23 protein-coding genes are annotated in these 21,980 nt (G+C 73.9%); 14 read left to right on the top strand and 9 right to left on the bottom strand.

Features of this window, described 5'->3' with window-relative positions:
- The first annotated feature begins 186 nt into the window (after window positions 1-186).
- From ACI799_RS20735 to ACI799_RS20725, 3 genes are read left to right on the top strand one after another with little or no spacing between them, the layout of a single operon-like run.
- Window positions 187-720: a GNAT family N-acetyltransferase gene (locus ACI799_RS20735; protein WP_456590959.1), complete on the top strand. Its 534-nt coding sequence runs from the start codon at window positions 187-189 to the stop codon at window positions 718-720.
- Window positions 720-1,373 carry a GNAT family N-acetyltransferase gene (locus tag ACI799_RS20730; RefSeq protein ID WP_456613832.1) on the top strand — a complete coding sequence of 218 codons (654 nt, stop codon included), beginning with the start codon at window positions 720-722 and terminating at the stop codon, window positions 1,371-1,373. The genes ACI799_RS20735 and ACI799_RS20730 overlap by 1 nt, the downstream gene beginning before the upstream one ends.
- On the top strand, window positions 1,370-1,933 hold the full coding sequence (locus ACI799_RS20725; protein ID WP_456613831.1) for a hypothetical protein: 564 nt from the start codon (window positions 1,370-1,372) through the stop codon (window positions 1,931-1,933). Before ACI799_RS20730 ends, ACI799_RS20725 begins: the two co-directional genes overlap by 4 nt.
- A 63-nt stretch (window positions 1,934-1,996) precedes the next feature.
- Here the strand turns inward: ACI799_RS20725 and ACI799_RS20720 are convergent, their stop codons facing one another.
- Window positions 1,997-2,149, bottom strand: coding sequence for a hypothetical protein (locus ACI799_RS20720; protein ID WP_456598554.1), 153 nt, complete (start codon window positions 2,147-2,149; stop codon window positions 1,997-1,999).
- A 265-nt stretch (window positions 2,150-2,414) separates the two neighbouring features.
- Here ACI799_RS20720 and wrbA point away from each other — a divergent pair, with 265 nt between their 5' ends.
- From wrbA to ACI799_RS20705, 3 genes are all read left to right on the top strand, one after another.
- Window positions 2,415-3,017 (top strand): NAD(P)H:quinone oxidoreductase, encoded by a 603-nt coding sequence (gene wrbA, locus ACI799_RS20715; RefSeq protein ID WP_456568071.1) that lies wholly within the window; start codon window positions 2,415-2,417, stop codon window positions 3,015-3,017.
- A 533-nt stretch (window positions 3,018-3,550) separates the two neighbouring features.
- Window positions 3,551-3,742, top strand: a complete 192-nt coding sequence (locus tag ACI799_RS20710) for a hypothetical protein (RefSeq protein WP_456590963.1) — start codon at window positions 3,551-3,553, stop codon at window positions 3,740-3,742.
- Between the two features lie 160 nt (window positions 3,743-3,902).
- Window positions 3,903-5,000: a hypothetical protein gene (locus tag ACI799_RS20705; RefSeq protein WP_456613830.1), complete on the top strand. Its 1,098-nt coding sequence runs from the start codon at window positions 3,903-3,905 to the stop codon at window positions 4,998-5,000.
- Between the two features lie 4 nt (window positions 5,001-5,004).
- Here ACI799_RS20705 and ACI799_RS20700 read toward each other — a convergent pair whose 3' ends face one another.
- The 4 genes from ACI799_RS20700 to ACI799_RS20685 all read right to left on the bottom strand — a co-directional run bounded on the left by ACI799_RS20700 (window position 5,005) and on the right by ACI799_RS20685 (window position 7,887).
- Window positions 5,005-5,184 (bottom strand): hypothetical protein, encoded by a 180-nt coding sequence (locus ACI799_RS20700; protein ID WP_456590965.1) that lies wholly within the window; start codon window positions 5,182-5,184, stop codon window positions 5,005-5,007.
- 209 nt (window positions 5,185-5,393) lie between these two features.
- Window positions 5,394-5,819: a hypothetical protein gene (locus tag ACI799_RS20695; protein ID WP_456590966.1), complete on the bottom strand. Its 426-nt coding sequence runs from the start codon at window positions 5,817-5,819 to the stop codon at window positions 5,394-5,396.
- Between the two features lie 326 nt (window positions 5,820-6,145).
- Window positions 6,146-6,790 carry a response regulator gene (locus ACI799_RS20690; protein WP_456590967.1) on the bottom strand — a complete coding sequence of 215 codons (645 nt, stop codon included), beginning with the start codon at window positions 6,788-6,790 and terminating at the stop codon, window positions 6,146-6,148.
- Window positions 6,787-7,887 (bottom strand): sensor histidine kinase, encoded by a 1,101-nt coding sequence (locus tag ACI799_RS20685; protein ID WP_456590968.1) that lies wholly within the window; start codon window positions 7,885-7,887, stop codon window positions 6,787-6,789. The genes ACI799_RS20690 and ACI799_RS20685 overlap by 4 nt, the downstream gene beginning before the upstream one ends.
- Window positions 7,888-7,998: 111 nt before the next feature.
- Here ACI799_RS20685 and ACI799_RS20680 point away from each other — a divergent pair, with 111 nt between their 5' ends.
- Together ACI799_RS20680 and ACI799_RS20675 are read left to right on the top strand one after the other, a co-directional pair.
- The gene (locus ACI799_RS20680; RefSeq protein ID WP_456613829.1) at window positions 7,999-8,736 is read left to right on the top strand and encodes an ABC transporter ATP-binding protein; all 738 of its coding nucleotides are present in this window, start codon (window positions 7,999-8,001) and stop codon (window positions 8,734-8,736) included.
- Window positions 8,733-9,506, top strand: coding sequence for an ABC transporter permease (locus tag ACI799_RS20675; RefSeq protein ID WP_456613828.1), 774 nt, complete (start codon window positions 8,733-8,735; stop codon window positions 9,504-9,506). The genes ACI799_RS20680 and ACI799_RS20675 overlap by 4 nt, the downstream gene beginning before the upstream one ends.
- Window positions 9,507-9,593: 87 nt before the next feature.
- Here the strand turns inward: ACI799_RS20675 and ACI799_RS20670 are convergent, their stop codons facing one another.
- Window positions 9,594-10,460, bottom strand: coding sequence for a DUF368 domain-containing protein (locus tag ACI799_RS20670; RefSeq protein ID WP_456613833.1), 867 nt, complete (start codon window positions 10,458-10,460; stop codon window positions 9,594-9,596).
- 273 nt (window positions 10,461-10,733) lie between these two features.
- On the opposite strand from ACI799_RS20670, the gene ACI799_RS20665 reads away from it, so the two are divergent.
- The 3 genes from ACI799_RS20665 (at window position 10,734) to sigB (ending at window position 13,163) form a co-directional block, all read left to right on the top strand.
- Window positions 10,734-11,264 carry a DUF421 domain-containing protein gene (locus tag ACI799_RS20665; protein ID WP_456613827.1) on the top strand — a complete coding sequence of 177 codons (531 nt, stop codon included), beginning with the start codon at window positions 10,734-10,736 and terminating at the stop codon, window positions 11,262-11,264.
- A 199-nt stretch (window positions 11,265-11,463) separates the two neighbouring features.
- Entirely contained in the window at window positions 11,464-11,895 is a 432-nt protein-coding gene (gene dtd, locus ACI799_RS20660) for a D-aminoacyl-tRNA deacylase (RefSeq protein ID WP_456613826.1), read from the top strand.
- 281 nt (window positions 11,896-12,176) lie between these two features.
- On the top strand, window positions 12,177-13,163 hold the full coding sequence (sigB, locus tag ACI799_RS20655) for an RNA polymerase sigma factor SigB (protein ID WP_456596402.1): 987 nt from the start codon (window positions 12,177-12,179) through the stop codon (window positions 13,161-13,163).
- 198 nt (window positions 13,164-13,361) lie between these two features.
- Here the strand turns inward: sigB and ACI799_RS20650 are convergent, their stop codons facing one another.
- Together ACI799_RS20650 and ACI799_RS20645 are read right to left on the bottom strand one after the other, a co-directional pair.
- Entirely contained in the window at window positions 13,362-16,115 is a 2,754-nt protein-coding gene (locus tag ACI799_RS20650; RefSeq protein WP_456613825.1) for a bifunctional acetate--CoA ligase family protein/GNAT family N-acetyltransferase, read from the bottom strand.
- Window positions 16,108-17,289 (bottom strand): acetoin utilization protein AcuC, encoded by a 1,182-nt coding sequence (locus tag ACI799_RS20645; RefSeq protein ID WP_456590975.1) that lies wholly within the window; start codon window positions 17,287-17,289, stop codon window positions 16,108-16,110. The genes ACI799_RS20650 and ACI799_RS20645 overlap by 8 nt, the downstream gene beginning before the upstream one ends.
- Before the next feature lie 154 nt (window positions 17,290-17,443).
- Between ACI799_RS20645 and ACI799_RS20640 the strand changes: the two genes are divergently transcribed.
- The 3 genes from ACI799_RS20640 to ACI799_RS20630 all read left to right on the top strand — a co-directional run bounded on the left by ACI799_RS20640 (window position 17,444) and on the right by ACI799_RS20630 (window position 20,651).
- Window positions 17,444-18,169 carry a metal-dependent transcriptional regulator gene (locus tag ACI799_RS20640; RefSeq protein WP_456613824.1) on the top strand — a complete coding sequence of 242 codons (726 nt, stop codon included), beginning with the start codon at window positions 17,444-17,446 and terminating at the stop codon, window positions 18,167-18,169.
- A 24-nt stretch (window positions 18,170-18,193) separates the two neighbouring features.
- Window positions 18,194-18,502 carry a hypothetical protein gene (locus ACI799_RS20635; protein WP_456596400.1) on the top strand — a complete coding sequence of 103 codons (309 nt, stop codon included), beginning with the start codon at window positions 18,194-18,196 and terminating at the stop codon, window positions 18,500-18,502.
- Window positions 18,503-18,572: 70 nt separating this feature from the next.
- Complete coding sequence (locus ACI799_RS20630; RefSeq protein ID WP_456613823.1) at window positions 18,573-20,651, top strand: S9 family peptidase; 2,079 nt, start codon at window positions 18,573-18,575, stop codon at window positions 20,649-20,651.
- Window positions 20,652-20,666: 15 nt separating this feature from the next.
- Here the strand turns inward: ACI799_RS20630 and ACI799_RS20625 are convergent, their stop codons facing one another.
- A complete protein-coding gene (locus ACI799_RS20625; RefSeq protein ID WP_456613822.1) occupies window positions 20,667-21,764 on the bottom strand; it encodes a DUF4192 domain-containing protein in 1,098 nt (365 codons plus the stop codon).
- Window positions 21,765-21,980 lie beyond the last annotated feature (216 nt).

The raw sequence follows: 21,980 nt of genomic DNA, 5'->3' as shown, positions 1-21,980 counted from the left end.
CCCCCCCCCCCCCCCCCCCCCCCCCCCCCCCCCCCCCCCCCCCCCCCCCCCCCCCCCCCCCCCCCCCCCCCCCCCCCCCCCCCCCCCCCCCCCCCCCCCCCCCCCCCCCCCCCCCCCCCCCCCCGCCACCACTCCACCGCAGCCCGTCCCCCTCCAACCGGTCCCCGCCACCTCCAGGAGCCGACCATGCCCCACCCGCCCGCGGCCGACCTCAGCGCCCCCGCCGCAGCGCCCCCACACGTCGCGATCCGGCGGGCCGCACCTGCCGACGCCGCCGTCGTCGCCGCGATGGCCGGCGAGATCGCCGCCCACGAGGACCAGAGCGCACACGTGCACGTCGATGTGGAGAAGTGGCGCCGGATGCTCGACCGCCCCGATGTCATCGTGCTGCTCGCCGAGCGCGCCGGACAGGCCGTCGGCTACGTCTCCGCCCTTCGCCAGCTGCACCTGTGGACCGGCGGCGACGTGCTCAACCTCGACGACCTCTACGTCCGCCCCGGCCACCGCGACGCCGGCGTCGGCCGCCATCTCATGGCCGCCCTCGCCGCTCTTGCCGCGCCCGAACAGCTGCTCATCCGCTGGGGCATGGAGGTCGACAACGCCGACGCCCAGCGCTTCTACCGCCGCCTCGGCGCCACCCTGCGGCCCAAGGTGCTCGCCGCCTGGACTCCCGCCGCCTACCGCCACCTCGCGTCCGCCCGCCCCCAGCCGGAGAACTGATGAGGCTCCACCTACGCCCCGCCACGGCCGGCGACCTCCCGGCCGCGGCCGCGCTCCTCGCTGACGCCTTCACCGACTACCCCTGGACCCGCTGGACCGTCGCCGCCGACGACCACGACCGACGGCTGACCGCGCTGCAGGAGCTGTACCTCACCGCCGTCGCCCTGCCCTACGGGCACGTCGATCTCGGCTACACCGCCGAGCGCCTGACGACGGTCGCCGTCTGGCTGCCCGGCACCACCGTCCCCGACCAGGTGTGGCGTGAGATCGGGGCGACGGTCGCCGACCTGGCCGGTGACCGCGCGGCCACGGCCGCCGCAGCCGACGCCGTGCTCGGCCCGCACCGGCCCGGCGGCGCACATCTCCTGCTGGCCAGCGTCGGCGTGGACAGGAGCCACCAGGGGCGGGGCATGGGAGCCGTCGCCCTCGCACCGGGGCTCGCCCGCGCCGATCGATACGGGCTGCCGGTGCACCTGGAGACCAGCGCGGCGCGCAACGTGCGCTTCTACCAGCGCCTCGGTTTCACGGTGACCGACGTCGTCGACCTGCCCGACGGTGGTCCACGCACCTGGCTGATGCACCGTGCGCCACGCCCGGCCGACGCGGGCCCTGCTGCCACCGGGACGGCGGCTGGAGCGGAGCCCATCAGGTGAGCGGGTTGCTGATCGCCCTCATCGTGGCCTGCGAGGTCGGCTTCTGGTGCCTGCTCGGCGCCGGCCTGGTCACCCGCTACCTCCTGCGCCTGCGCCGCACCAGCGCGGTCCTGCTGGCCGGCGCCCCGGTGCTCGACCTGGTCCTGCTCATCGCCTCCTTCCTCGACCTCCGCTCGGGCAGCACAGCCGGCGCCGCGCACGGGCTCGCCGCCGTCTACGTCGGCTTCTCCGTGGCGTTCGGGCCGCTCACCCTGCGGTGGGCCGATCAGCGCTTCGCCCACCGCTTCGCAGGCGGCCCGCCACCCGCGCGCCCCCCGGAGTACGGGCAGGCACGCGCTCGCCACGAGTGGAAGCTGTGGGCCCGCGCGCTCGCCGGGTGGGCGGTCGCCTGCAGCCTGCTCGGCCTGGCCGTCCTCTCCGCCGACGATGCCGCGCGCACGGCGCACCTGGCCGGCTGGATCAACGGGCTCACCGCCGGCGTCATCATCTGGGCGCTGGCCTGGCCGCTGCCCTACACCTTCTGGCCGAAGACCCACCGTTCACGATGCCCCACCTCGTGACCGGTGCACGATCGGCCGGTCCACCGGCACCGCCGACCGGTTCACGAGCCACTTCGGGAACGGTCACTGCTTCGTCGACGCATGTGCTGCCAGCAGCATCCCGATCAGCAGCGCGAGCGGGTCTCGGCTCAGCAGCTCGTCGGCGGCGTCGTCCTGGGCGATGCAGAGGGTCGGCACACCCGAGATGGTGCCGTAGAGCGATCCGGTGGCAATCACCACCGAGCACCGCGGGCCGTATGGTTCCGCCGGTGGACGATGTGCCTGCCAGAGAGCTCGTTCCAGGTTTTGTGAACGAGCGCTGACTTCCGGCTTCGCTCTACCCCGGTCACCACCACGCCGTCCGCATCCTGGGCGCCGGGCGCCACTTCCCGACATGCATAACGAGCCGGCGCGCGGTAGCGTCGCAACAGTAGTTGAGTATTCAATGAGATACGCCGACTGCTGCCCGTCATGTCCGAACCAACGCGCTACAGGGAGACCCGTGCCCAACATCGCTGTCGTCTACTACTCGTCGACCGGGAACGTCCACCAGCTCGCCGCCGCTGTTGCTGACGGCGCCCGCGAAGCCGGGGCCGAGGTTCGCCTGCGTCGAGTCCCCGAGCTGGCTCCCGAGGAGGCCATCGACTCCAACCCGCTCTGGCGCGCCCACGTGGACACCACCGCCGATCAGGTCGAGGTGGCCACGCCGGCGGACCTCGAGTGGGCCGACGGCTACGCCTTGGGCACGCCGACCCGATTCGGCACCCCTGCAGCCCAGATGAAGCAGTTCATCGACACCCTCGGTGGGCTCTGGTTCACCGGGAAGCTGGCCAACAAGGGCGCCACCGCCTTCACGAGCGCGCAGAACGTCCACGGCGGCCAGGAGTCGACGATCCTGACACTGTTCAACGTGTTCTCCCACTTCGGGGCGGTCATCGTGCCGCCCGGCTACACCGACCCCCTGCTGTTCGAGGCCGGCGGGAACCCCTACGGCGTCTCCAACGCCTCGGGCGGCCAGGCGGCGACCGCCAACCAGGCCGAGCTGGCCGCGGCCCGCTACCAGGGCCGCCGCCTCGCCGAGGTGACCGCCAAGCTCGTCGCCTGACATGGATCACGGTTCCTGGGGCTGCTCCGCGGACTCGCCCCAGGAACCGGCCAGATCCAAGATCCCGGCGCTACCGCCGCAAGGTCGCCAGCGCCTCTCCCGCCCATACGGCACGGAGCGCGAACTCCACCCCGTCACGGGTCACCGGGCGCGTCGGCTGCCGCCCTTCCGGGGGCCACGCGGGTAGCGAGGGACTCTCGCGCCGCGGCCGCTCCGCGGGAAGCCGCGGTCAGAACCGGCCCTCCTCGTCGCGGCGGGCGAACTGCAGTCGACTTCTTCAGCTGCTTCGTCGACGCATGTGCTGGTCCAGCAGCCTCCCGGCCAGCAGGGCGAGGGCGTCCCGGCCGAGCAGCTCGTCGGCGGCGGCGTCCCGGGCGATGCGGAGGGTCGGCACGCTCGCGAATCCAGCCACGGGTCAGCGGGACGCCCTCCTGGCGACCGCGCTCCTCCACGACCGCAGTGCGCCGGAGCGAGACGCCGCCCAGGGCCCGGCCCCGTGACGGCGTGGTGCCGCCGCCCCTAGCCTGGAGCAGATGCAGTGGCCACGGTGGGACAGCTCGGCACGCTGGTGGCTGATGGCTGCGGCCGTCGTCATGGGCGCAGCCGCGGCTGTCGCGGAGCTCTGGTGGACGACCGCCGGCATGGCCGTCCTCGTCGTCGGTCACCTCGCCGCCCTCGTCCGCCAGCGTCGTCGAGAAGCCGGCGAGGATCGCCCGGGCCAGTGAGCCCAGCCGGACGCACCCGCTCTGCGAGCATCGACCCGCAACCGCAGCGCACGTGCCCGGCTCCGCCGCGCAGCACCCGCGCCTCCCCCGGTGCCCTCCACCCCGAGGGGACGCCCCGGTGGGCTCCGCAGGGAGTCGCGGACCGCGAGAGGATCGGGAGATGCCGCGCCGTCCAGCTCTCCGGGCCACCCTGGCGCTGGTGCTGGTCACGACCGTGCTCGCCGTCGCGGGGCTGGTGTGCCACCCGGCCGTGCGCGCGACCGCGAAGGCCGTGTTCGTGCTCGACAGCGCGCTCGACGGGCCGCTCCCCCGGCCGTGGGCGCCACCGGTCGAGCGCAGCGAGCAGCAGTTGGGGGACGTGGTCGTCGACCGCTACTCGCCCGCTGCTGTCGCGCCGCCGGTCCTCGTGGTGCCCGGTGCGGCCCCCGCCGGGCGGGACGACGAGCGTGTCGTGTCCCTGGCCTCGTCGCTCGCCGCCGCGGGGCGGGAGGTGGTGGTCCCCGAGCTGAGCCTCTACGGGCGGGTGCTGGACGTCGACGACCTCGACCGGGTGGTGGAGGTGGCCGCGGAGCTCTGCCGCGGTGGCGATGAGCTGGTGCTCCTCGGGTTCTCCTACGGCGGGTCCCTCGCCCTGGTCGCGGCCGCCGACGAGCGCGTGGCCGGCTGCATCGACCTGGTCGCGACCTTCGGCGCCTACGCCGACCTGGTCGGGGTCCTCCAGGCGGCGGTGACCGGGGTCTCTGTCGTGGACGGTGAGGTGCACCCGTGGCAGGGCTCCGACGAGTCCGTCGTCCGCACGGTGCTCCAAGACGCGGCGACGCAGCTGGTGCCCGAGGATCAACGGGAGCCGCTGCGCCGCGCGCTCGAGCGGCGCGATCCGAGCGGTCTGCCCGCCGCCGCGCGCCACGTCTACCGCATGGCGACCACCGACGACCCGATGCTGGTGGCCGACCTCGCCCGGAGCCTCCCGCCGCCCGGGGACGCCCTCGTGGAGACGTTCTCCCCCGTCGACGTCGCCGACGACGTCGAGGCCGACGTGCTGGCCGCACACGCCCTCGACGACCCGGCCGTACCGGTCGCGGAACTCGTGCGCCTCCAGCGGGCCTTCCCCGAGGCGGAGGTGGCGGCTGTTCGTTCCTTCGAGCACGTCGACCTGGCCACGGACGCCGACCTCGGCGCCCTGCTCAGCGATCTGGTGACCGCGTGGGGATTCATGCAGGGCGTGCTGCGGGCGCAGGAGGACTGGCCCTGGGACTAGGGGCTCAGGGCGCGACCTCGTCGACCAGGTCCTCCGCGGCCCTGTGCGTGCGCCGCAGCAGCACCTCGCCGCCGGCCCAGAGCGCCCCGAGGCCCGCGACGATCAGGACCCACGGCGGATCGGGCCACTCGATGATCGACTGCACGTGGCGGTGCAAACCCAGGACCAGGCCGGCGAGGTGCACGAAGGGCAGGAGGAAGAAGGGCTCGTCTCGATCGCCGCTCCATCGGGGTCGTCCGGCGGCAGGGTCGTGACCGGGGTGACATGTCGCGGACGAGGCGACGAGGCAACGCGGTTCCGCCGTCCCTAGCCCGGGGCCGTGCGCAGGATGCGACCGGAGAGGGCGTCCCGCGACTCCCGGGACGGTCTGCACGGGTGGACCGGCGGCGGAGGCTAGTCCGAGACCTCGCGGGCGTCCTCGTCACCGGAGGAGACGAGGAGCCGCTCGGCGAACGCTGCTTCCAGGCTCTCGGTGAGCAGGTAGACCACCCCGCCGAGGAACGGCGCCAGCGCCCAGACGGCGACGTGCGAGAAGAAGGCGCTCAGCAACGCCGCGGCGCCCAGGCCGACGAGCACGGACAGGATGTTGAGACTGGTGCCGAGCGCCAGGGTCTGGGTGGGGTGCTGGGGCATCGGCCGCCGGAAGCCGGCCGAGAGGAGGCCCTCGAGGAGGGTGAAGGACATGACCGCGCCCGCCGCGTAGAGGAAGATGCGCGGCAGGTCGGGCGGCCCCTGCGTCACCTGGCAGACCCCGAAGGTGACGGTGGCGAGGATGGAGAAGCCGAAGGTGGTGCTCTCCCGCCCGACCGTGCTGCGCATTCCCCGGACGACCGTGCTGCCCACGCTCTCCGTGTCCCTGTCCGTCGGCACGACATCCCCCTCGCAGTTCCGGTAGCGGCGTACTCCGGTAGGCCCGGACCGCTGCGACTGCCCGCCATACCCAGACGCGCCGACCCATGCCTCCGGGGAGCGTCCGCGGCAGCCCCGCTACGGAGATGCGCCCCCACGCTCCTGCGCCGGCCGGGTGCAGCGCAGGCGGGCACCGTGCTGGAACTCGCTCGGCCACGGCCCGCACACGCCCGTGCGAATCACACGCCTGTCCCTCCCGGCCACCTCGGCCCCGCCCCGTTCTGCGGTTACGACGATCACGTGAGCAGTCCTTCGTGCAGGGCACGAAGGACTGCATTCGTCCGGTCGCGTGCGCCCAGCTTGAGCAGGATGGCCGAGACGTGGTTCTTCACCGTGCCCTCCACCAGGAACAGCGCCCCCGCGATCTCCCGGTTGGTACAGCCCTCGGCCATCAGCCGCAGGACCTCCAGCTCGCGGGTGGTCAGCGCCTGGACCGCCGGGGCACCGGCGTCAGCCGGTGGGGCCCCGGAGCGGACGGCCCGCAGCAGCCGATCGGTGATCGATGGGGAGATGAGCGTGCCACCCTCGGCCAGGGTGCGCACCGCATCGGTCAACTGCTCCAGGGTCACGTCCTTGAGCAGGTAGCCCCGCGCCCCGGCTCGGAGGGCTCCGAGCACCAGCGTGTCGTCGTCGAAGGTTGTCAGGACGAGCACAGGGATCTCGATACCGCGCTGGTGCAGCTGCTCCAGCGTCCAGATGCCGTCGTGGCGAGGCATGCGCAGGTCGAGGAGGACGACGTCTGGCGCCGTGGCCGCGATGACCTCCAGTGCCGACTGCCCGTCGTCTGCCTCGCCGACCACCGCCACCTCGGAGAGCTCCAGCAGTGTGCGGATGCCCTGGCGGACGAGGGTCTGGTCGTCCACCACCACGACCCGCGTCACGTCACCGGCGCCCGGGCGGTGACGCGAAAGCCCTCGCTCCCGTCGAAGGTCACGTCACCGCCCAGCGCCTCGAACCGCTCGGCGATCCCACGCAGCCCGTTGCCGGGCGTCGGTTCCCGCGCACCGCGTCCGTCGTCGACAGCGGTCAGGACGGCTCGGGAGCCCTCGGCACGCACCTCGATCCGGAGGGTGCGGGCACCGGCGTGCTTGATCGTGTTGGTCAGGATCTCCTGCACGGCACGGACGAACGCGGCGGTCTCCTCCTCGCCGGCGCGTACATCGCGGTCGACAGCGACGGAGACGTCGAGCCCCGGGATGTCCCGGGCCACCTGACGAAGCGCCTCGGCGAGATCCGGCGACTCGGTCCGCAGCCGGCCCACGGTGCTCCGGACGTCCGCCAGCAGGTCCCGCGCGACCCGGCCCGCTCGGTCGACGTGCTCGCGTGCCTGCTCACCTGGCCGGTGGCGTGCCGCCTCCAGCTCCAGGCTGAGGATGGTGAGCTGGTGCCCGATCAGGTCGTGCAGCTCGCGGGAGATCCGCACCCGTTCGGCCGTGCGCGCCGAGTCCGACAGCAGGACGGCGGCAGCCTGCAGGTCGATGTGCGCCTCGGTCAGCTCCCGCCGCATCCGCTGCTCGCGGATCATGGCCACCGAGCTGAGGACAGCGGCCAACTGGATCAGCAGGTAGAAGCCCGAGACGACGAGCACCTCGGGGGAGGCACCGTCCCGACCGGTGGAGTAGGCGAGAACGGCGGTGTTGAGCCCGACCAGGAGGATGCCGGCACCCAGCGGCGCGACGTGGACGCTCACGGCCGCGGTCACCACGAGGAGGACCGGCAGCAACCCCACGTGGGGGGCGGCCAGGACGACCGACCAGGAGAGGACGACGGCCGTGGTGAGAGCCCCGTACCTGAGCGCAGCCGGTCGCTCGATGGCCACGGCGGACAGCAGCGTGACGATGAACCCGGCGAACAGCACGATCCACCAGCCACGGGGGATCGATGTCTCGGCGACTCCGAACAGCACCGGCCCGACGACCACGACGGTCACGACGAGCATGGCGAGGCCCGACCACTCCTCGGGTCCGAGTCGTCGCATACGAGGAGCCTAGGGGCCGCTCGAGAGCCGGCCAGGTGCCGGAAGTCATGGTCACAGCTCCTGACCATCGGCACAGGCGACCGGGCGCAGGCCGCACCTAGCGTCGCAGCCATGGGAACTGCAGCTCCGGTGATCGATGCCGAGGACCTGCACAAGCACTACGGCGACAGAGTGGTCGTCGGCGGTGTCACCTTGCGGGTCGACCGGGGTGAGGTGTTCGGCGTCCTCGGGATCAACGGCGCGGGCAAGACGACCCTGGTGGAGATGATCGCCGGGTTGCGCAGGCCCGACCGCGGACGGGTGAGTCTCCTCGGCCTCGACCCGCACCGCGACCGGGCCCAGGTGCGCCAGGTCCTGGGCGTCCAGCTGCAGCAGGCCCACTTGCACCACGCCCTGACGGTCGCCGAACTGCTGGCGCTCTACCGCACCTTCTACCCCCGCCCCCGGCCCGCCGAGGAGCTCCTGGAACTGGTCGGGCTGCGAGAGCACCGCGACGCGCGCTTCGAGAAACTCTCCGGCGGCCAGCAGCAGCGACTGTCCGTCGCCCTCGCGCTCGCCGGTCGCCCGCAGGTCGCGATCCTGGACGAACTCACGACGGGCCTCGACCCGCGGGCCAAGCGGGCGATGTGGCGGACGATCGAGCGCCTCCGCGACGAAGGCGTCACCATCCTGCTGGTCAGCCACGCGATGGAGGAGATCGAACGCCTCTGCGACCGCGTGGCCCTCCTCGAGAGCGGCCGCATCATCGCCGTCGACACACCCGGCGGCCTGGTGACCCGGGCAGGTGCCGACGACCTCGACGACGCGTTCGTCGCCCTGACCGGCAAGGAACTGGAGGACGACGGATGAGCACCGAGGCGACGATGCGGCGTCACCGCCCGGGCCTGACGTCGTGGCTGACCCTGATCACCTGCGAGGCCAAGATGGTCGCGCGCGACACCTCCGGCCTCGTCGTGCCGATCGTCGTGCCGCTGCTGATCCTGGTGATGAACGCTTCGGCGGCCGGCGACGAGGTCGTGACCAACGGGCGCACCGTCTTCGACGTCTTCGTCCTGCCACTGGTGTTCACGATCGTCGTCGCGACCATCGGGATCATCAACCTGCCGAGCTTCCTGGCCTACTACCGTCGCACCGGGATCCTGCGGCGCCTTTCGGTCACCCCGGCTTCGCCGGTCATGGTGCTCGCCGCACAGGTCGCCGTGGGCGTGTTCCAGGCACTCATCGGCATCGCACTCGCGCTCGCACTCGCGGTGGGCGTGCTCGACGCCAACCTCCCGGTGCGTCTCGGCGTTGCCACGGGCGTGTTCCTGCTGGCGATGGCCGCGATGTACGCCGTCGGCATGATCGTCGCGGCGACGGCGCCGACACCCAACTCCGCGGTCGCGATCGGACTCGTCACCTTCTTCGCCCTCGGCGCCCTCGGGGGGCTGTTCGGCGGCCGCGACTCCCTGCCGGACGCCCTCGCCCTCCTCGGCGAACGGCTCCCCTTCGGAGCAGCCGTGCAAGCCCTGTCCTCGGCCTGGGCCGGCGTCGCGGTCGACCCCCTCCATCTGCTGAGCCTGGGCGCGACGACGGTCGTAGGCGTAGTCCTCGCCGCTGCGCTCTTCCGCTGGGACTGACGCGGAGGCGCCTGGCCGCCTCCGACCAGCCGGCGCGGACGGGCACGCCTGGCACTGGTCGGCTCGGGGATGCCCGCGAGACGGTCCTCAGCGGGGGTGGCTGTGCGGCCGCGCGCCCTCGGGCGCGGCCCGCCGTTCGACGTAGGCCTGGATGGCCACGAAGGCGGTGACCACGAGGCCGGCGCCGATGGCGAGGGCGAACATCGGCAGCCCGCCGTCGTCCGGTGCCAGCAGGGTCCGCTCCTCGTCCTGCCACGGCCACAGCGCGCGCAGGCACCCCACCATGAGGCCGCTCATGATCGCCAGGGTCAGGGCGCGGTGCCGGTGGAGGGCTGCCTGCAGGGCCTTCACGAACATCCCCAGCCCGAGCGCCGCGCCCAGGGCGAAGGCGCCCACGTAGGCGAGATCGCGGTCGTTCACCGCGGCCAGGGTGGGCTGGTAGAGGCCCAGTGTCAGCAGGAGGAAGGAACCTGACAGCCCGGGCAGCACCAGCGCGCAGATCGCCACCGCCGCGGCGACGACGACCACCGCCAGGGGTGGGTCCACGTCACCTGCGGGCGGCAGGCCGGTGAGCACGAACGCCGCGACGGCGGCCAGCACCGCTGCGGCGGCGTCGCGCGAGGACCAGCGCCCCACCATCCGGGCCGGCACGATGATCGAGAACAGCACCATCCCGAAGAAGACCGCGCGGGCGCCCACGGGGTGGTCGGTGATCACCGGCTCCAGGAGGCGGGCGGCGGCGAGGACGGCGAAGAGCATGCCGACGAGCACCGGGACGATGGTCGACCACTCCGCTCGGCCCACCTGCTCCCGGGCTCGCGCCCACTGGCCCGTCACGGCCAGCCGCAACGCGGTCACGACGTGCCCGGCACCGTCGATGAGCCGCTCGTAGACCCCCACGACGAGGGCGACCGTTCCCCCGCTGACCCCCGGCACGACCTCCGCGGCGCCCATGGCCACGCCGCGGAGGACGTGACCGGGGGCGGGAGGCAGGCGCGACGGCCGCTCGGGTGGGGCAGAACTCGCGTTCACTGGTGGGCGCACCAGGACGAAGTTACCGCCGACACCCTGGCGCGATGTGGTCGTCGACCGGTGCGCCGCGAAGGCGTCGTCCGACGGAGCTGCCCGCCCGGTCCCACCGTTCCCGGCTGGCGCGATCGAGGCCCTCCCGTTGAGGTGGTCATCGGCGTCGACAGTGGCGCCCTGACACCTCCGGAGGTCACCCGCGTGAACCAGACCCAGTTCCTCTGGGACGGCTGGGACCCGATCCTGCGCATCCTCCTGGTCGGCACCCTCGGCTACATCTGGCTGGTGCTGCTGCTGCGCGGCACCGGCCCCCGCAACATGGCCAAGATGACGCCGTTCGACTTCGTCATCACCGTGACGCTCGGCTCGGCGTTCGGCCGGGTGATCACCGCCTCGGAGGTGCCGTTGTCGGAGGCGTTCGTGACGTTCGCGCTCCTCGTCGCGCTGCAGTGGCTGTTCGCCGCGGGGCGGGCGCGGTGGTCTGCCCTCAGGCGGCTGGTGGACCCCGGCCCGACGCTGCTGTTCCACGACGGGCAGCCGGTGGACCGCGCGCTGCGCCGGCACCGCATGATCGAGGCGGACCTGCACTCGGCGGCGCGGGAGAAGGGGTTCGGTTCACTGGACGACGTCGCGGCGGTGATCCTGCAGGCCGATGGCACGCTCGCCGTGGTCGGCGCGGGCAAGATGGGCGACGGCGCCTCGGTGCTCCCCTTCACCTCGGCCGGGAGGTGACGACGACGGCGGCGCGCCGCCCAGGGTCGGCACCGGCCGTCGTCGTGGCCATGATCAGCTTCTCCCGGTCGGTGTGCCGCGACCGATCCGGCAGCACCATCGGCGCCGCGGCTGTGGCGGGGCTGTGCGCCGGCCCCGCCCTCCATGCGGGTCCGCAGGTCCCCGCCCGTCGTCGGCCGGGGCGCGGGAGAATGCCGAGGTGCGAGCGGTGGTGAGCCGGGTGAGTACAGCGGCTGTAACTGTGGACGGCGGAGTCGTGGGCGAGATCGGCCCCGGCTTGCTGTCACTGGTCGGAGTGGGCCGGGACGACGACGCGGACCGGGCACGCGCGATGGCGCGCAAGATCCACGAGCTGCGCATCTTCCCGGGGCCTGACGGCGCGGTGTCCGCGTCCGACCTCGGGCTGCCGCTCCTCGTCGTCAGCCAGTTCACGCTCTACGCCGACACGCGCAAGGGCCGCCGCCCGTCCTGGCAGGACGCCGCCCCGGGCGAGCTCGCCGAACCCCTCGTCGACGAGGTCGTGGCCGAACTGCGCCGCCGCGGCGCGACCGTGGCCACCGGGGTCTTCGGTGCCAGCATGCGGGTCTCATCGGTCAACGAGGGGCCGATGACCCTCCTCCTGGAGGTCTGACCTGCGGAACCGCCCGGGGCCAAATGACATGACTGGGACCCCGCGGCCCCGGGTACCGAGGGGTGACCGAAGACACTCCCTGTCGGTTTGCTGTGAACGGCGGGTTAGCGGAACACGAACCCCCGTGGCGGCCGTTGTGCAGGGCGTACCACACCGGACAGAGAAGAGCGGGACCGGCCGGTGACCCCGTAGCCGTGGACCCGCTCCACGCCTGGACCGCACCGCCGCCCGACGACGCCCGGCAGGTGCATCCGAACCCAAGGCAAGGACGAAGACCCATCGTGACGCTGCTGCAGTCCTCCCCCACCGACACCCTGGACGTGCGCGCCCCCCGGCGGGAGCCCGACACCAGCGGCCTGGTCTCCACCGACCTCGTGCGCGTCTACCTCAACACGATCGGCAAGACCGCTCTGCTCACCGCGGAGCAGGAGGTGGAGCTGGCCAAGCGGATCGAGGCCGGGCTCTACGCCGAGCGCCTGCTCGCCGAGCAGGAGGGCCTCACCCCGGCCCGCAAGCGCGACTACAAGATCCTGGCGACCGACGGCAAGGCGGCCAAGGCGCACCTGCTGGAGGCCAACCTCCGGCTCGTCGTCTCGGTGGCCAAGCGCTACACCGGCCACGGCATGACGTTCCTGGACCTCATCCAGGAGGGCAACGTCGGCCTGATCCGTGCCGTCGAGAAGTTCGACTACACCAAGGGCTTCAAGTTCTCCACCTACGCCACCTGGTGGATCCGGCAGGCGATCACCCGCGCCATGGCCGACTCCGGGCGCACGATCCGGCTGCCCGTCCACCTGGCCGAGCAGGTCAACAAGGTCGTCCGGACCCGCCGGCGCATGCACCAGGAGCTGGAGCGCGAGCCCACCGCCGAGGAGCTGGGGCTGGAGCTCGACCTGCCCGAGGAGCGGATCACCGAGCTGCTCGAGTACAGCCGCGACCTGGTCAGCCTCGACCAGACCGTCGGCGCCGACGAGGAGTCCCGCCTGGGTGACTTCATCGAGGACGCCGACGCCGCCGTCGCGGAGGATGCCGTGGCCTTCCAGATGATGAAGGGCGATGTGCGCACCGTGCTCTCCACGCTGGAGGACCGCGAGCGGGACGTCGTCGTGCTGCGCTTCGGCCTCGACGGCGGCCAGCCCCGGACGCTGGAGCAGATCGGCAAGCAGTTCGGTCTCTCCCGCGAGCGGGTGCGCCAGATCGAGCGCGAGACGATGGCCAAGCTGCGCGACCCGCAGCGCGCCGACGCCCTGCGCGACTATCTCGCCTGAGCGATGACACTGTCGTCCTCCGGACGACACCACGGCCACGAGCCGTCCCCCGGCTGCGCTGAGCGTGTCCACGGACGTCCTGCCGGGAGCCTCCGGCCCCGCGCCAGGACGCCGTTGCGCGCAGAGCGGCTCACCTCGACGAGGTGACTGCCGGGCACGAGAGCCCGTCCCCGACTCCGGGGGCGGGCTCTCGGCGTCTCAGACCGGCGAGCGCATCCTCCTGGGCCCGGGGTCGACCCGGGCGGTGGGCGGACCGATGCGGGCGGTGCCGCCGGCCACCACGAGCGACCGGCCACCGTGCCACGGGTTCTTCGGACCCACGATGACCGGCTCCAGCTGCAGGTGCAGCACCTCGGGCAGGTCGTCGGCGAGGCGGGCCACCCGCAGCAGCAGGTCTTCCAGCGCCTCCACGTCGACCGGCTCCGCACCCCGGTAGCCGTCGAGCAAGGGCCAGGCGCGCGGCGCGCGGACGAGCTCGGCTGCGTCCAGGTCGGTCAGCGGCAGCGTTCGGTACGCCCGGTCGCCGAGCAGGTCGGTGGCCACGCCCCCGACGCCGAAGCTGACGAGCGCCCCGAACGACGGGTCGTCGACGATCTCGACCACGGTGGCGACACCGGGGGCGGCCATCTGCTGGACGATCACCGGATCGCCCGCCGGGATCGCGGCGTAACCGGCGCGGACGGCGTCGGCGTCGACGAGGTCGAGGCGCACCCCGCCGAGGTCGGACCGGTGCCGCAACCACGGCGCTGTGGACTTCAGGACGACGGGGTAGCCGATCTCGTCCGCGGCGGCGACGGCGTCCTCCGCGGTGGTCACCGTCCGCGTCGCGAGGACCGGGACGCCGTAGGCCCCGAGCAGCTCGATCAGCTCGTGGTCGACCAGCTCGCGCCCGCCGGCGCCCTCGGCCAGGACGCGGCGGACCAGGCCGCGGGCGGCGGCCTCGTCGACGTCGGGCAGGTCGGGCACCTCGCCGACCGGGCGGCGGCGCCATCGGCCGTACTCCACCACCTTGGCCAGCGCGATGACCGCCCGCTCGGGCGTGCTGTACGACGGCACCGAGCCGCGGGCGGGCATCCCGTGCTCGTCGAGCACTGCGAGCTCGGGCGGGATGCCCTCGGCGGAGAGGAAGCTGGCCACGATCGGCTTGCCCGACCCGGCCGAGACCTCACGCAGCGCCGGCCCGTACTCGGCCGACCCGGCCATCAGCGGCGGCAGGAACACCGCGATCACCGCGTCGACGCCCTCGTCGTCGACGGCGGCCTGCAGCGCGGCCCGGAACTCCTCGGGGCTGCCGGCGACCCCGATGTCCACCGGCGCGTCGTGCGGCAGCTCCATCCCCTCCTCGAGGACGGCGTCGGCGACGAGCACCCCGATGGCGGTCGAGTTGCCCACGACCGCGACCCGGGTCCCGGCGGGCACGGGCTGGTGGGCCAGCAGCGTGCCGACGTCGAACAGCTGCGCGACGGTCTCCACGCGGATCACCCCCGCCGAGGCGAACAGCGCCGCCACCGACTGCTCGGGCACCGCCACCGACGTGCCCGCGAGGCCCGGGGTGACCCCGACGTGCCGGCCGCTCTTCACCGCGACGACCGGCTTGGTGCGCCCGACGGTGCGGGCCAGCCGGGCGAACTTGCGGGGGTTCCCGAAGCTCTCCAGGTGCAGCAGCACCACCTCGGTGCCGGGGTCGGTGGACCAGTACTGCAGCAGGTCGTTGCCGCTGACGTCGGCGCGGTTGCCGGCGGAGACGAAGGTGGACAGCCCGATGCCCCGGCTGCGGGCCCGCTCGAGCAGCGCGACGCCGAGCGCGCCGGACTGGGCGAAGAACCCGACCCGGCCACGGCCGGGCACCATCGGCGCGAGGCTGGCGTTGAGCCGCACCTCCGGGTCGGTGTTGACCACGCCCAGGCAGTTGGGCCCGACCACCCGCATGCCCGATGCGCGGGCCGCGGCGACCAGCCGGCGTTCGGCCTCACGCCCCTCCGGCCCGGCCTCCCCGAAGCCGCCGGAGATCACGACCAGGCCGCGGACCCGCTTCCGGCGGCAGGCCTCCACCACACCGGCGACCTCGTCGGCGGGCACGGCCAGGATCGCCAGGTCGAGGTCGTCGGGGATGGACTCGATGTCGGCGTACGCCGGGACGCCGCGCACGTGCCGGGCGCCGGGGTTGACCGGGTAGACCGGCCCGGCGAACCCGTAGTCCAGCAGGTGCCGGAGCACCGCGTTGCCGATCTTGCCGGCGTCGTTGCTGGCGCCGACCACGGCCACCGAGGACGGCGTCAGCAGCCGGGCGATCGACCGCGACTCGCTGCGCTGCTCGCGCTCGTAGGCGACCGCGAGCGCGTCCTCCGTCTGCTCGATGGGGAAGGTCAGGTGGACGACGCCGTCCTCGTACGAGCGCTCGGCCTTGTACCCGGCGTCGCGGAAGACCCGCACCATCTTGCTGTTCTGCGCCAGCACCTCGGCGACGAAGCGCTTGATGCCCCGCTCCCGGCCGGCGGCGGCGAGGTGCTCGAGCAGCACCGAGCCCAGCCCCCGCCCCTGGTGGGCGTCCTCGACCAGGAAGGCCACCTCGGCGTCGTCGGTGCCGGGGTACCGGTCGTAGCGGCCGACGGCGACGACCTGGTCGCCCAGCAGCACGACGAAGGCGACCCGGTTGTCGTGGTCGACGTGGGTGAACCGATGCAGGTCGCGCTCGGACAGCCGCTTCATCGGCCCGAAGAACCGGTAGTAGCGGGTCTGGTCGCTGCTGCGCTCCATCAGCCCGTTGAGGCCGGCGGCGTCCTCGGGGCAGATCGGCCGCAGGTGCACCGTGCCGCCGTCGGCGGCGACGATGTCGGCCTCCCAGTGCGGCGGCGGCGTCGGGTTCTGCTGCTGCTCGTCGGGCGGCCCCTCTCCAGGGGCCCGCTGCGAGCCTGCGAGCGGTGGGGGGGAGAGGGGTCCTTGTTCAGTCACGGGGGTCGTCCGGGTCGAGGCCGAAGTAGGGGAAGCTGGCACGACGGGTGCGCATGATCGCCCGGTCGACCCGGGACTCGGTGAAGGTGTCCCACCGGGAGAAGCCGGTGTACCCGCCCTCGGTCATGTGCGTGGGCGGTCGGGCGCGCAGGCCGCGGCGCAGCACGTCCTCGCGCCACGGCTCGGGGATCTCCGTGGCCGGGTCCAGCGTCGCGCCACCGGCCTCGGCGATCAGGTGGGTCCACGCTCGGGGCACGCAGCGCACCAGGCCGTACCCACCGCCACCGAGGGCGACCCAGCGCCCGTCGCAGATCTCGTGGGCCAGTTCGTGCATGGCCTTGTAGCTGGCGCGCTGCCCGTCGACGGTGAGCGCGAGGTCGGCCAGCGGGTCCTCGTGGTGGGCGTCGCACCCGCACTGGGTCACGATGATCTGCGGCGCGAAGGCCTTGAGCACGCTGGGCACGACGGCGGTGAACGCCCGCAGCCAGGACGAGTCGTCCGTGCCGTTGGGCAGCGCGAGGTTGACGGCGCTGCCCAGGGCCTTGCCGGGGTCGCCGGTCTCCTCCGGGAAACCGGTGCCCGGGAACAGCGTCAGCGGCGTCTGGTGGATGCTCACGGTGAGCACCCGGGGGTCCTCGTAGAACGCGGCCTGGACCCCGTCACCGTGGTGGACGTCGAGGTCGACGTAGGCGATCCGCTCGTACCCCTGGCCGAGCAGCCAGGCGATGGCGATGGCGGCGTCGTTGAAGATGCAGAAACCCGAGGCGGCGCCCCGCATCGCGTGGTGCAGGCCGCCGGAGATGTTCACCGCGTGCTGTGCGGCGCCGCTGTGCACCTGCTGGGCGGCGAGCACGCTGCCCCCGGTGATCAGCGCCGCGGCCTCGTACATCTCCGGGAAGATCGGGTTGTCCGGGGTGCCCAGACCGTGGCCGACGCCGGGATCGGCCGGCGCCTGGCGCACCGCCTCCAGGTACAGCGGGTCGTGGACCAGGGTGAGCAGGTCCTCGCCGGCCGGTTCCGGTGCGAGCACCCGCAGCCGGTCGCTGGACAGCAGGCCGAGGCCGTCGGCCAACCGCATCGTCAGGTCCAGCCGCACCGGGTGCAGCGGGTGGTCGCCTCCCATCGTGTAGCCGAGCAGCGCGTCGTCCCAGACGACGGCGACCGAGTCGCTCACGGCACCTCCCCTCCGGCGCGCCCGGCCGGGCGCGGCGGCTCGGTCGCCGACGCTACCGGGTCCCGTGGTGACCGGTACCTCGGCGAGACCGCTCGCCGGGGGCCGGTGACCGCCCTCCGGCCCCGTAGACTGGACGCCGACACGGAGGAGACCTGTGAACGACCTCATCGACACGACCGAGATGTACCTCCGGACGATCTTCGAGCTGGAGGAAGAGGGCATCGTCCCGCTCCGGGCCCGCATCGCCGAGCGCCTGCACCAGAGCGGTCCGACGGTGAGCCAGACGGTCGCCCGGATGGAGCGCGACGGCCTCCTGACCGTCGAGGGCGACCGGCACCTGCAGCTCTCCGAGGAGGGCCGCCAGCTGGCCACCGCGGTCATGCGCAAGCACCGGCTCGCGGAGTGCCTGCTCGTGGACGTGATCGGCCTGGACTACGCCGACGTCCACGAGGAGGCCTGCCGCTGGGAGCACGTGATGAGCGAGGCGGTCGAGCGCCGTCTGCTGTCCCTGCTCGGCAACCCCACCGTGTCGCCGTTCGGCAACCCGATCCCCGGGCTGGAGGCCCTGCGCGGCGACGAACCGCTGGGCGGTGAGACCTCCGCGGTCCTCAACTCCCTGACGCTGCTGTCGACCACCGCCTCGGCAGAGGGCCGGCCGGTGGTGATCCGCCGGATCAGCGAGCAGCTGCAGGAGAACGCCGAGCTGCTGCGTGCGCTGGCCGACCACGGGGTGCGCCCGGGCGTCACGATGACGGCCCAGCTGGTCGACGGATCGGTGAGCCTGGACGGGTACGTGCTGCCCGCCGGTGTCGCCCAGCACATGTTCGTGAGCGCCGTCGACGAGGAGCTGACCCCGCTCGAGGCCGCGCCGCGCCTCTGAGCCGACCGGATGCAGGAGGTGGGCGTGGACGAGCACGCGGCGACGGCTCCCCGGGCCGCCGAGGTGTTCCTCGCGCGGCTGCTGCCCCGGCCCGGCGGGGCGCTGCTGCACCGCCTGCGGGTGGCCGGGGCGTTCGCCTCCGGGCTCCTGTGGGGCCTGCTGCCCGCGCCGTCGGTGCATGACGTCGTGGTGACCCGACGGGACGACGGCAGGGAGGTGCTGCGCTTCCCGGCCGGTGACCCGTTCGCGGCCGGGGACATGCTGCGGGCGGTGGACACGGAGCTGGCGACGCTGGGCCCGGAGGAGTTCCTCCGGGCCTGGGACGTGCGCTGACGCACAGCGGGGCGCTGCCCGGCTCACTACGGTGAGGCGGTCCCCCGCTGCCGTGCGAGAGAAGGCCCTGGTGAGCTCGTCCGCTCCGGCACCCGCAGACACCTCCCCCGAGCCGGCACCCACGCCGTTCCACCGGCTGGCCGATTTCACCGCGTTGCCGCGGATCGGCGCCCTGGCGCTCTCTCCGGACGGGACCCGGCTGGCGGTCTCGCTGCAGACGCTGGACCGCGAGGGCAAGAAGTGGCAGTCGGCGGTGTGGGAGCTCGACCCGCGGGGTGCGCGGCCCGCCCGGCGGCTCACCCGCAGCGCACCGGGCGAATCCGCCCCCGCCTGGGCGCCGGACGGCTCGCTGCTGTTCACCTCGGCCCGGCCCGACCCCGGCGCGGAGCCGGCGGCCGAGCCGAAGCCGTCGCTGTGGCGCCTCCCCGCCGAGGGAGGCGAGGCCCGGCCGGTGCTGGGACGCCCGGGGGGCATCGGCTCCTTCGTCGTCGCCGCCGGCAGCGGGGACGTCGTGGTCGTCTCCGCCACCATGCCCGGCGGCTCCGACCCGGATGCCGACGAGGAGCGGCGCAAGGCCCGGAGCGAGGCCGGGGTCTCGGCGATCCTGCACGAGGCGTACCCGGTGCGGTACTGGGATCACGACCTCGGACCGGCGGCTCCGCACCTGTTCTGGGCCGGGCAGCTCCCGACCGAGGAGCAGCCGGCCGGCAACCCGCCGGTGGAGCTGCGCGACCTGACCCCGGACGCGTCCCCGCCCAACGGGTCGGGCGACGACATCGCGCTCTCCCCCGACGGCCGCCTGCTGGCCCGGGCCGAGGAGGTGCCCGACGGGCCGGCCGGCCGGCGCACCCGGCTGGTGCTCACCGACACCGGCTCCGGCGACACGCGGGTGCTGGTGGACGACCCGCTGGCCGACGTCCACTCCGCGGCCTTCTCGCCGGACGGCGCCCGCCTGGTCTGCGTACGGGAGGCGATGTCCTCCTACGCCGAGCCGCCGGACTACACGTTGCTCCTGGTCGAGGTCGCCGACGGCTCCGCCCGGGAGCTGACCCCCGACTTCGACCGCTGGCCGAGCGCACCGCAGTTCGCCGCCGACGGCACCGCCGTCCACTTCCTCGCCGACGAGGACGGCCGGCACGCGATCTTCTGCGTACCCGTCGACGGCGGGGAGCCGGTGCGGCTCACCGCCGACGGCGCCTACAGCCACCTGCAGGTCGCCCGGGACGGCAGCGCGCTGTACGCCCTGCGGTCCGCGTACGACTCGCCGCCGCTGCCGGTCCGCCTGGACCCGACGGCCCCGATGCAGGACCCGGAGCCGCTGCCGAGCCCGGCGGCGATCGACCGGCTGCCCGGCAGCCTGCACGAGGTGGAGGCGACCGCGGCCGACGGCACCCGCGTGCAGTCGTGGCTGGTGCTACCCGACGGGGCCTCGGCGGAGGCACCGGCCCCGCTGGTGCTCTGGATCCACGGCGGCCCGCTGATGAGCTGGAACTCGTGGTCCTGGCGCTGGTGCCCGTGGGTGCTGGCGGCCCAGGGCTACGCGGTCCTCCTGCCCAACCCGGCGCTGTCCCAGGGCTTCGGCCAGGACTTCGTGCGCCGGGGCTGGGGCGAGTGGGGCGACACCCCCTACACCGACCTGATGGCGGCGGTGGACGCCGCGGAGCAGCGACCCGACGTCGACGCCGCACGGACGGCGGCGATGGGCGGCTCCTTCGGCGGCTACATGGCCAACTGGATCGCCACCCGGACCGACCGGTTCCGGGCGATCGTCACCCACGCCAGCCTGTGGAACCTCGAGCAGTTCACCGGCACCACCGACGCCGCGTACTACTGGGAGAAGGAGTGGGGTGACCCGTTCACCGAACCGCGGCGGTACGAGCAGAACTCCCCGCACCGCTACGTGGACCAGATCCGCACCCCGATGCTGGTCATCCACGGCGACAAGGACTACCGGGTGCCGATCGGTGAGGCACTGGCGCTCTGGTACGGCCTGCAGAAGCGCGGCGTCCCCTCGAAGTTCCTCTACTTCCCCGACGAGAACCACTGGGTGCTGACGCCGGGGAACAGCCGCCTCTGGTATGAGACCGTGCTCGCCTTCCTGGCCGAGCACGTGCGTGGCGAGCAGTGGCGGCGGCCCGAGCTGCTCTGAGGACCGGCGCACGGCTCACCCCGGCCGGCGGCTGCCGCCGTCGGTGCCAGCCCGCGCCAGCAGGTCGCGCAGCCCCGCCGGCGGCAGGCAGGCATCCAGGGCCTGGCGGAGCAGATGGGCCAGGCTGTACCCGGGATCGCCGTCCAGGGCCCGGTCGAGGGCGATGCCGGCCATCGCCCCGTCGCCGCGCAACCAGGCGCTGACCGCCAGCAGGGTGGCCGGGGCCGCGTCGAGCGGCGCGGGCAACCGCCGGGCGCACTCGGTCCAGAGCACCTCCGCCGCTGCGGCGTCGGCGCCGAGCGCCAGCTGCAGGGCGCGGTCGCGCACCTGCACGTCGCGCAGCGCCCAGGCCAGACCGGCCAGCTCGTCACCACCGAGCGGTCCCTCGCCGGACGGGCCCGGCCGGTACCGCGCGACCGCCCGCCGGACCGCGGCCCACGACTCCTCGGCCAGCGCCGCCCACCCCACCTCCCGGAGCCGGGCCGAGCGCTCCTCGGCGGCGCGGAGACAGGCGGCCCGCATGCCCCCACCCGGCCCGGGCGGCGAGGTGAGGCGCTCGGCCAGCGCCGCCCGGTCGGGGGCCACCACCTGCCCGGTGCTGATCGCGGCGGCCGCCAGCGCACTGACCCCGCCGGGCAGGGGCGTCCCCGCCGAGGGTGCGCAGCAGGGGTGCGGGCAGTCGTAGGACCACCAGCGCCCGCGCCGGACGAGCAGCGCGTCGCGCGGGGCGATGCCGGTGGCGGCCAGGGCCAGGACGAGTTCGTGCACCAGCGTCCGGTGCGGCAGGACGCCGGCCGGCCCCTCCTCCGCGCCGCCCTGACCGGTGTCGTCGGGCGCCTCGGAGACCACCACGACCAGCGCGGCCGCGGGCCGGTCGCTGTGCAGGCTGTCGACCAGCAGCCGCGCGATCCCCGCGCCGTCGCCCGACGGGGGGAGGTCGCCCCGGACCGTGAGCCCGACCCGCCCGCCCGACGGGCCGCCCAGGCCGATCAGCACGATCGACTCGGCCGGGTGGAAGCCCAGCAGGTGCGGTAGCGCAGCGGCCACCTCCCCGGGGTCGGAGAGCCGGATCTCCAGCTGGTCGGCGGGTTGCTGCGCGGTGGGCACGTCCATGCGGGCGACCCTGCTCGCGCCCGGGCCGCGGCGAGCGGCCCCGGGTCGATCTGTGGACGGCGACCGCTCCTGTGGACGCCTCAGCCCACCGGAGCGGGCAGGGCGCAACCGCCCGCGGAGCACGCCGTCCCGCCGCGGGTCCGGGACGACTCCGGGTGGGGGGCCTGGCGGAGCTCGTGCCCTGCCCACAGGGGCGGGCAGGGCACGAGCTCCGAG

The organism is Blastococcus sp. SYSU DS0753, from assembly GCF_054051175.1.
Note: the sequence above shows the minus strand (reverse complement) of the source record. Positions and strands in the feature narration are given on the sequence as shown.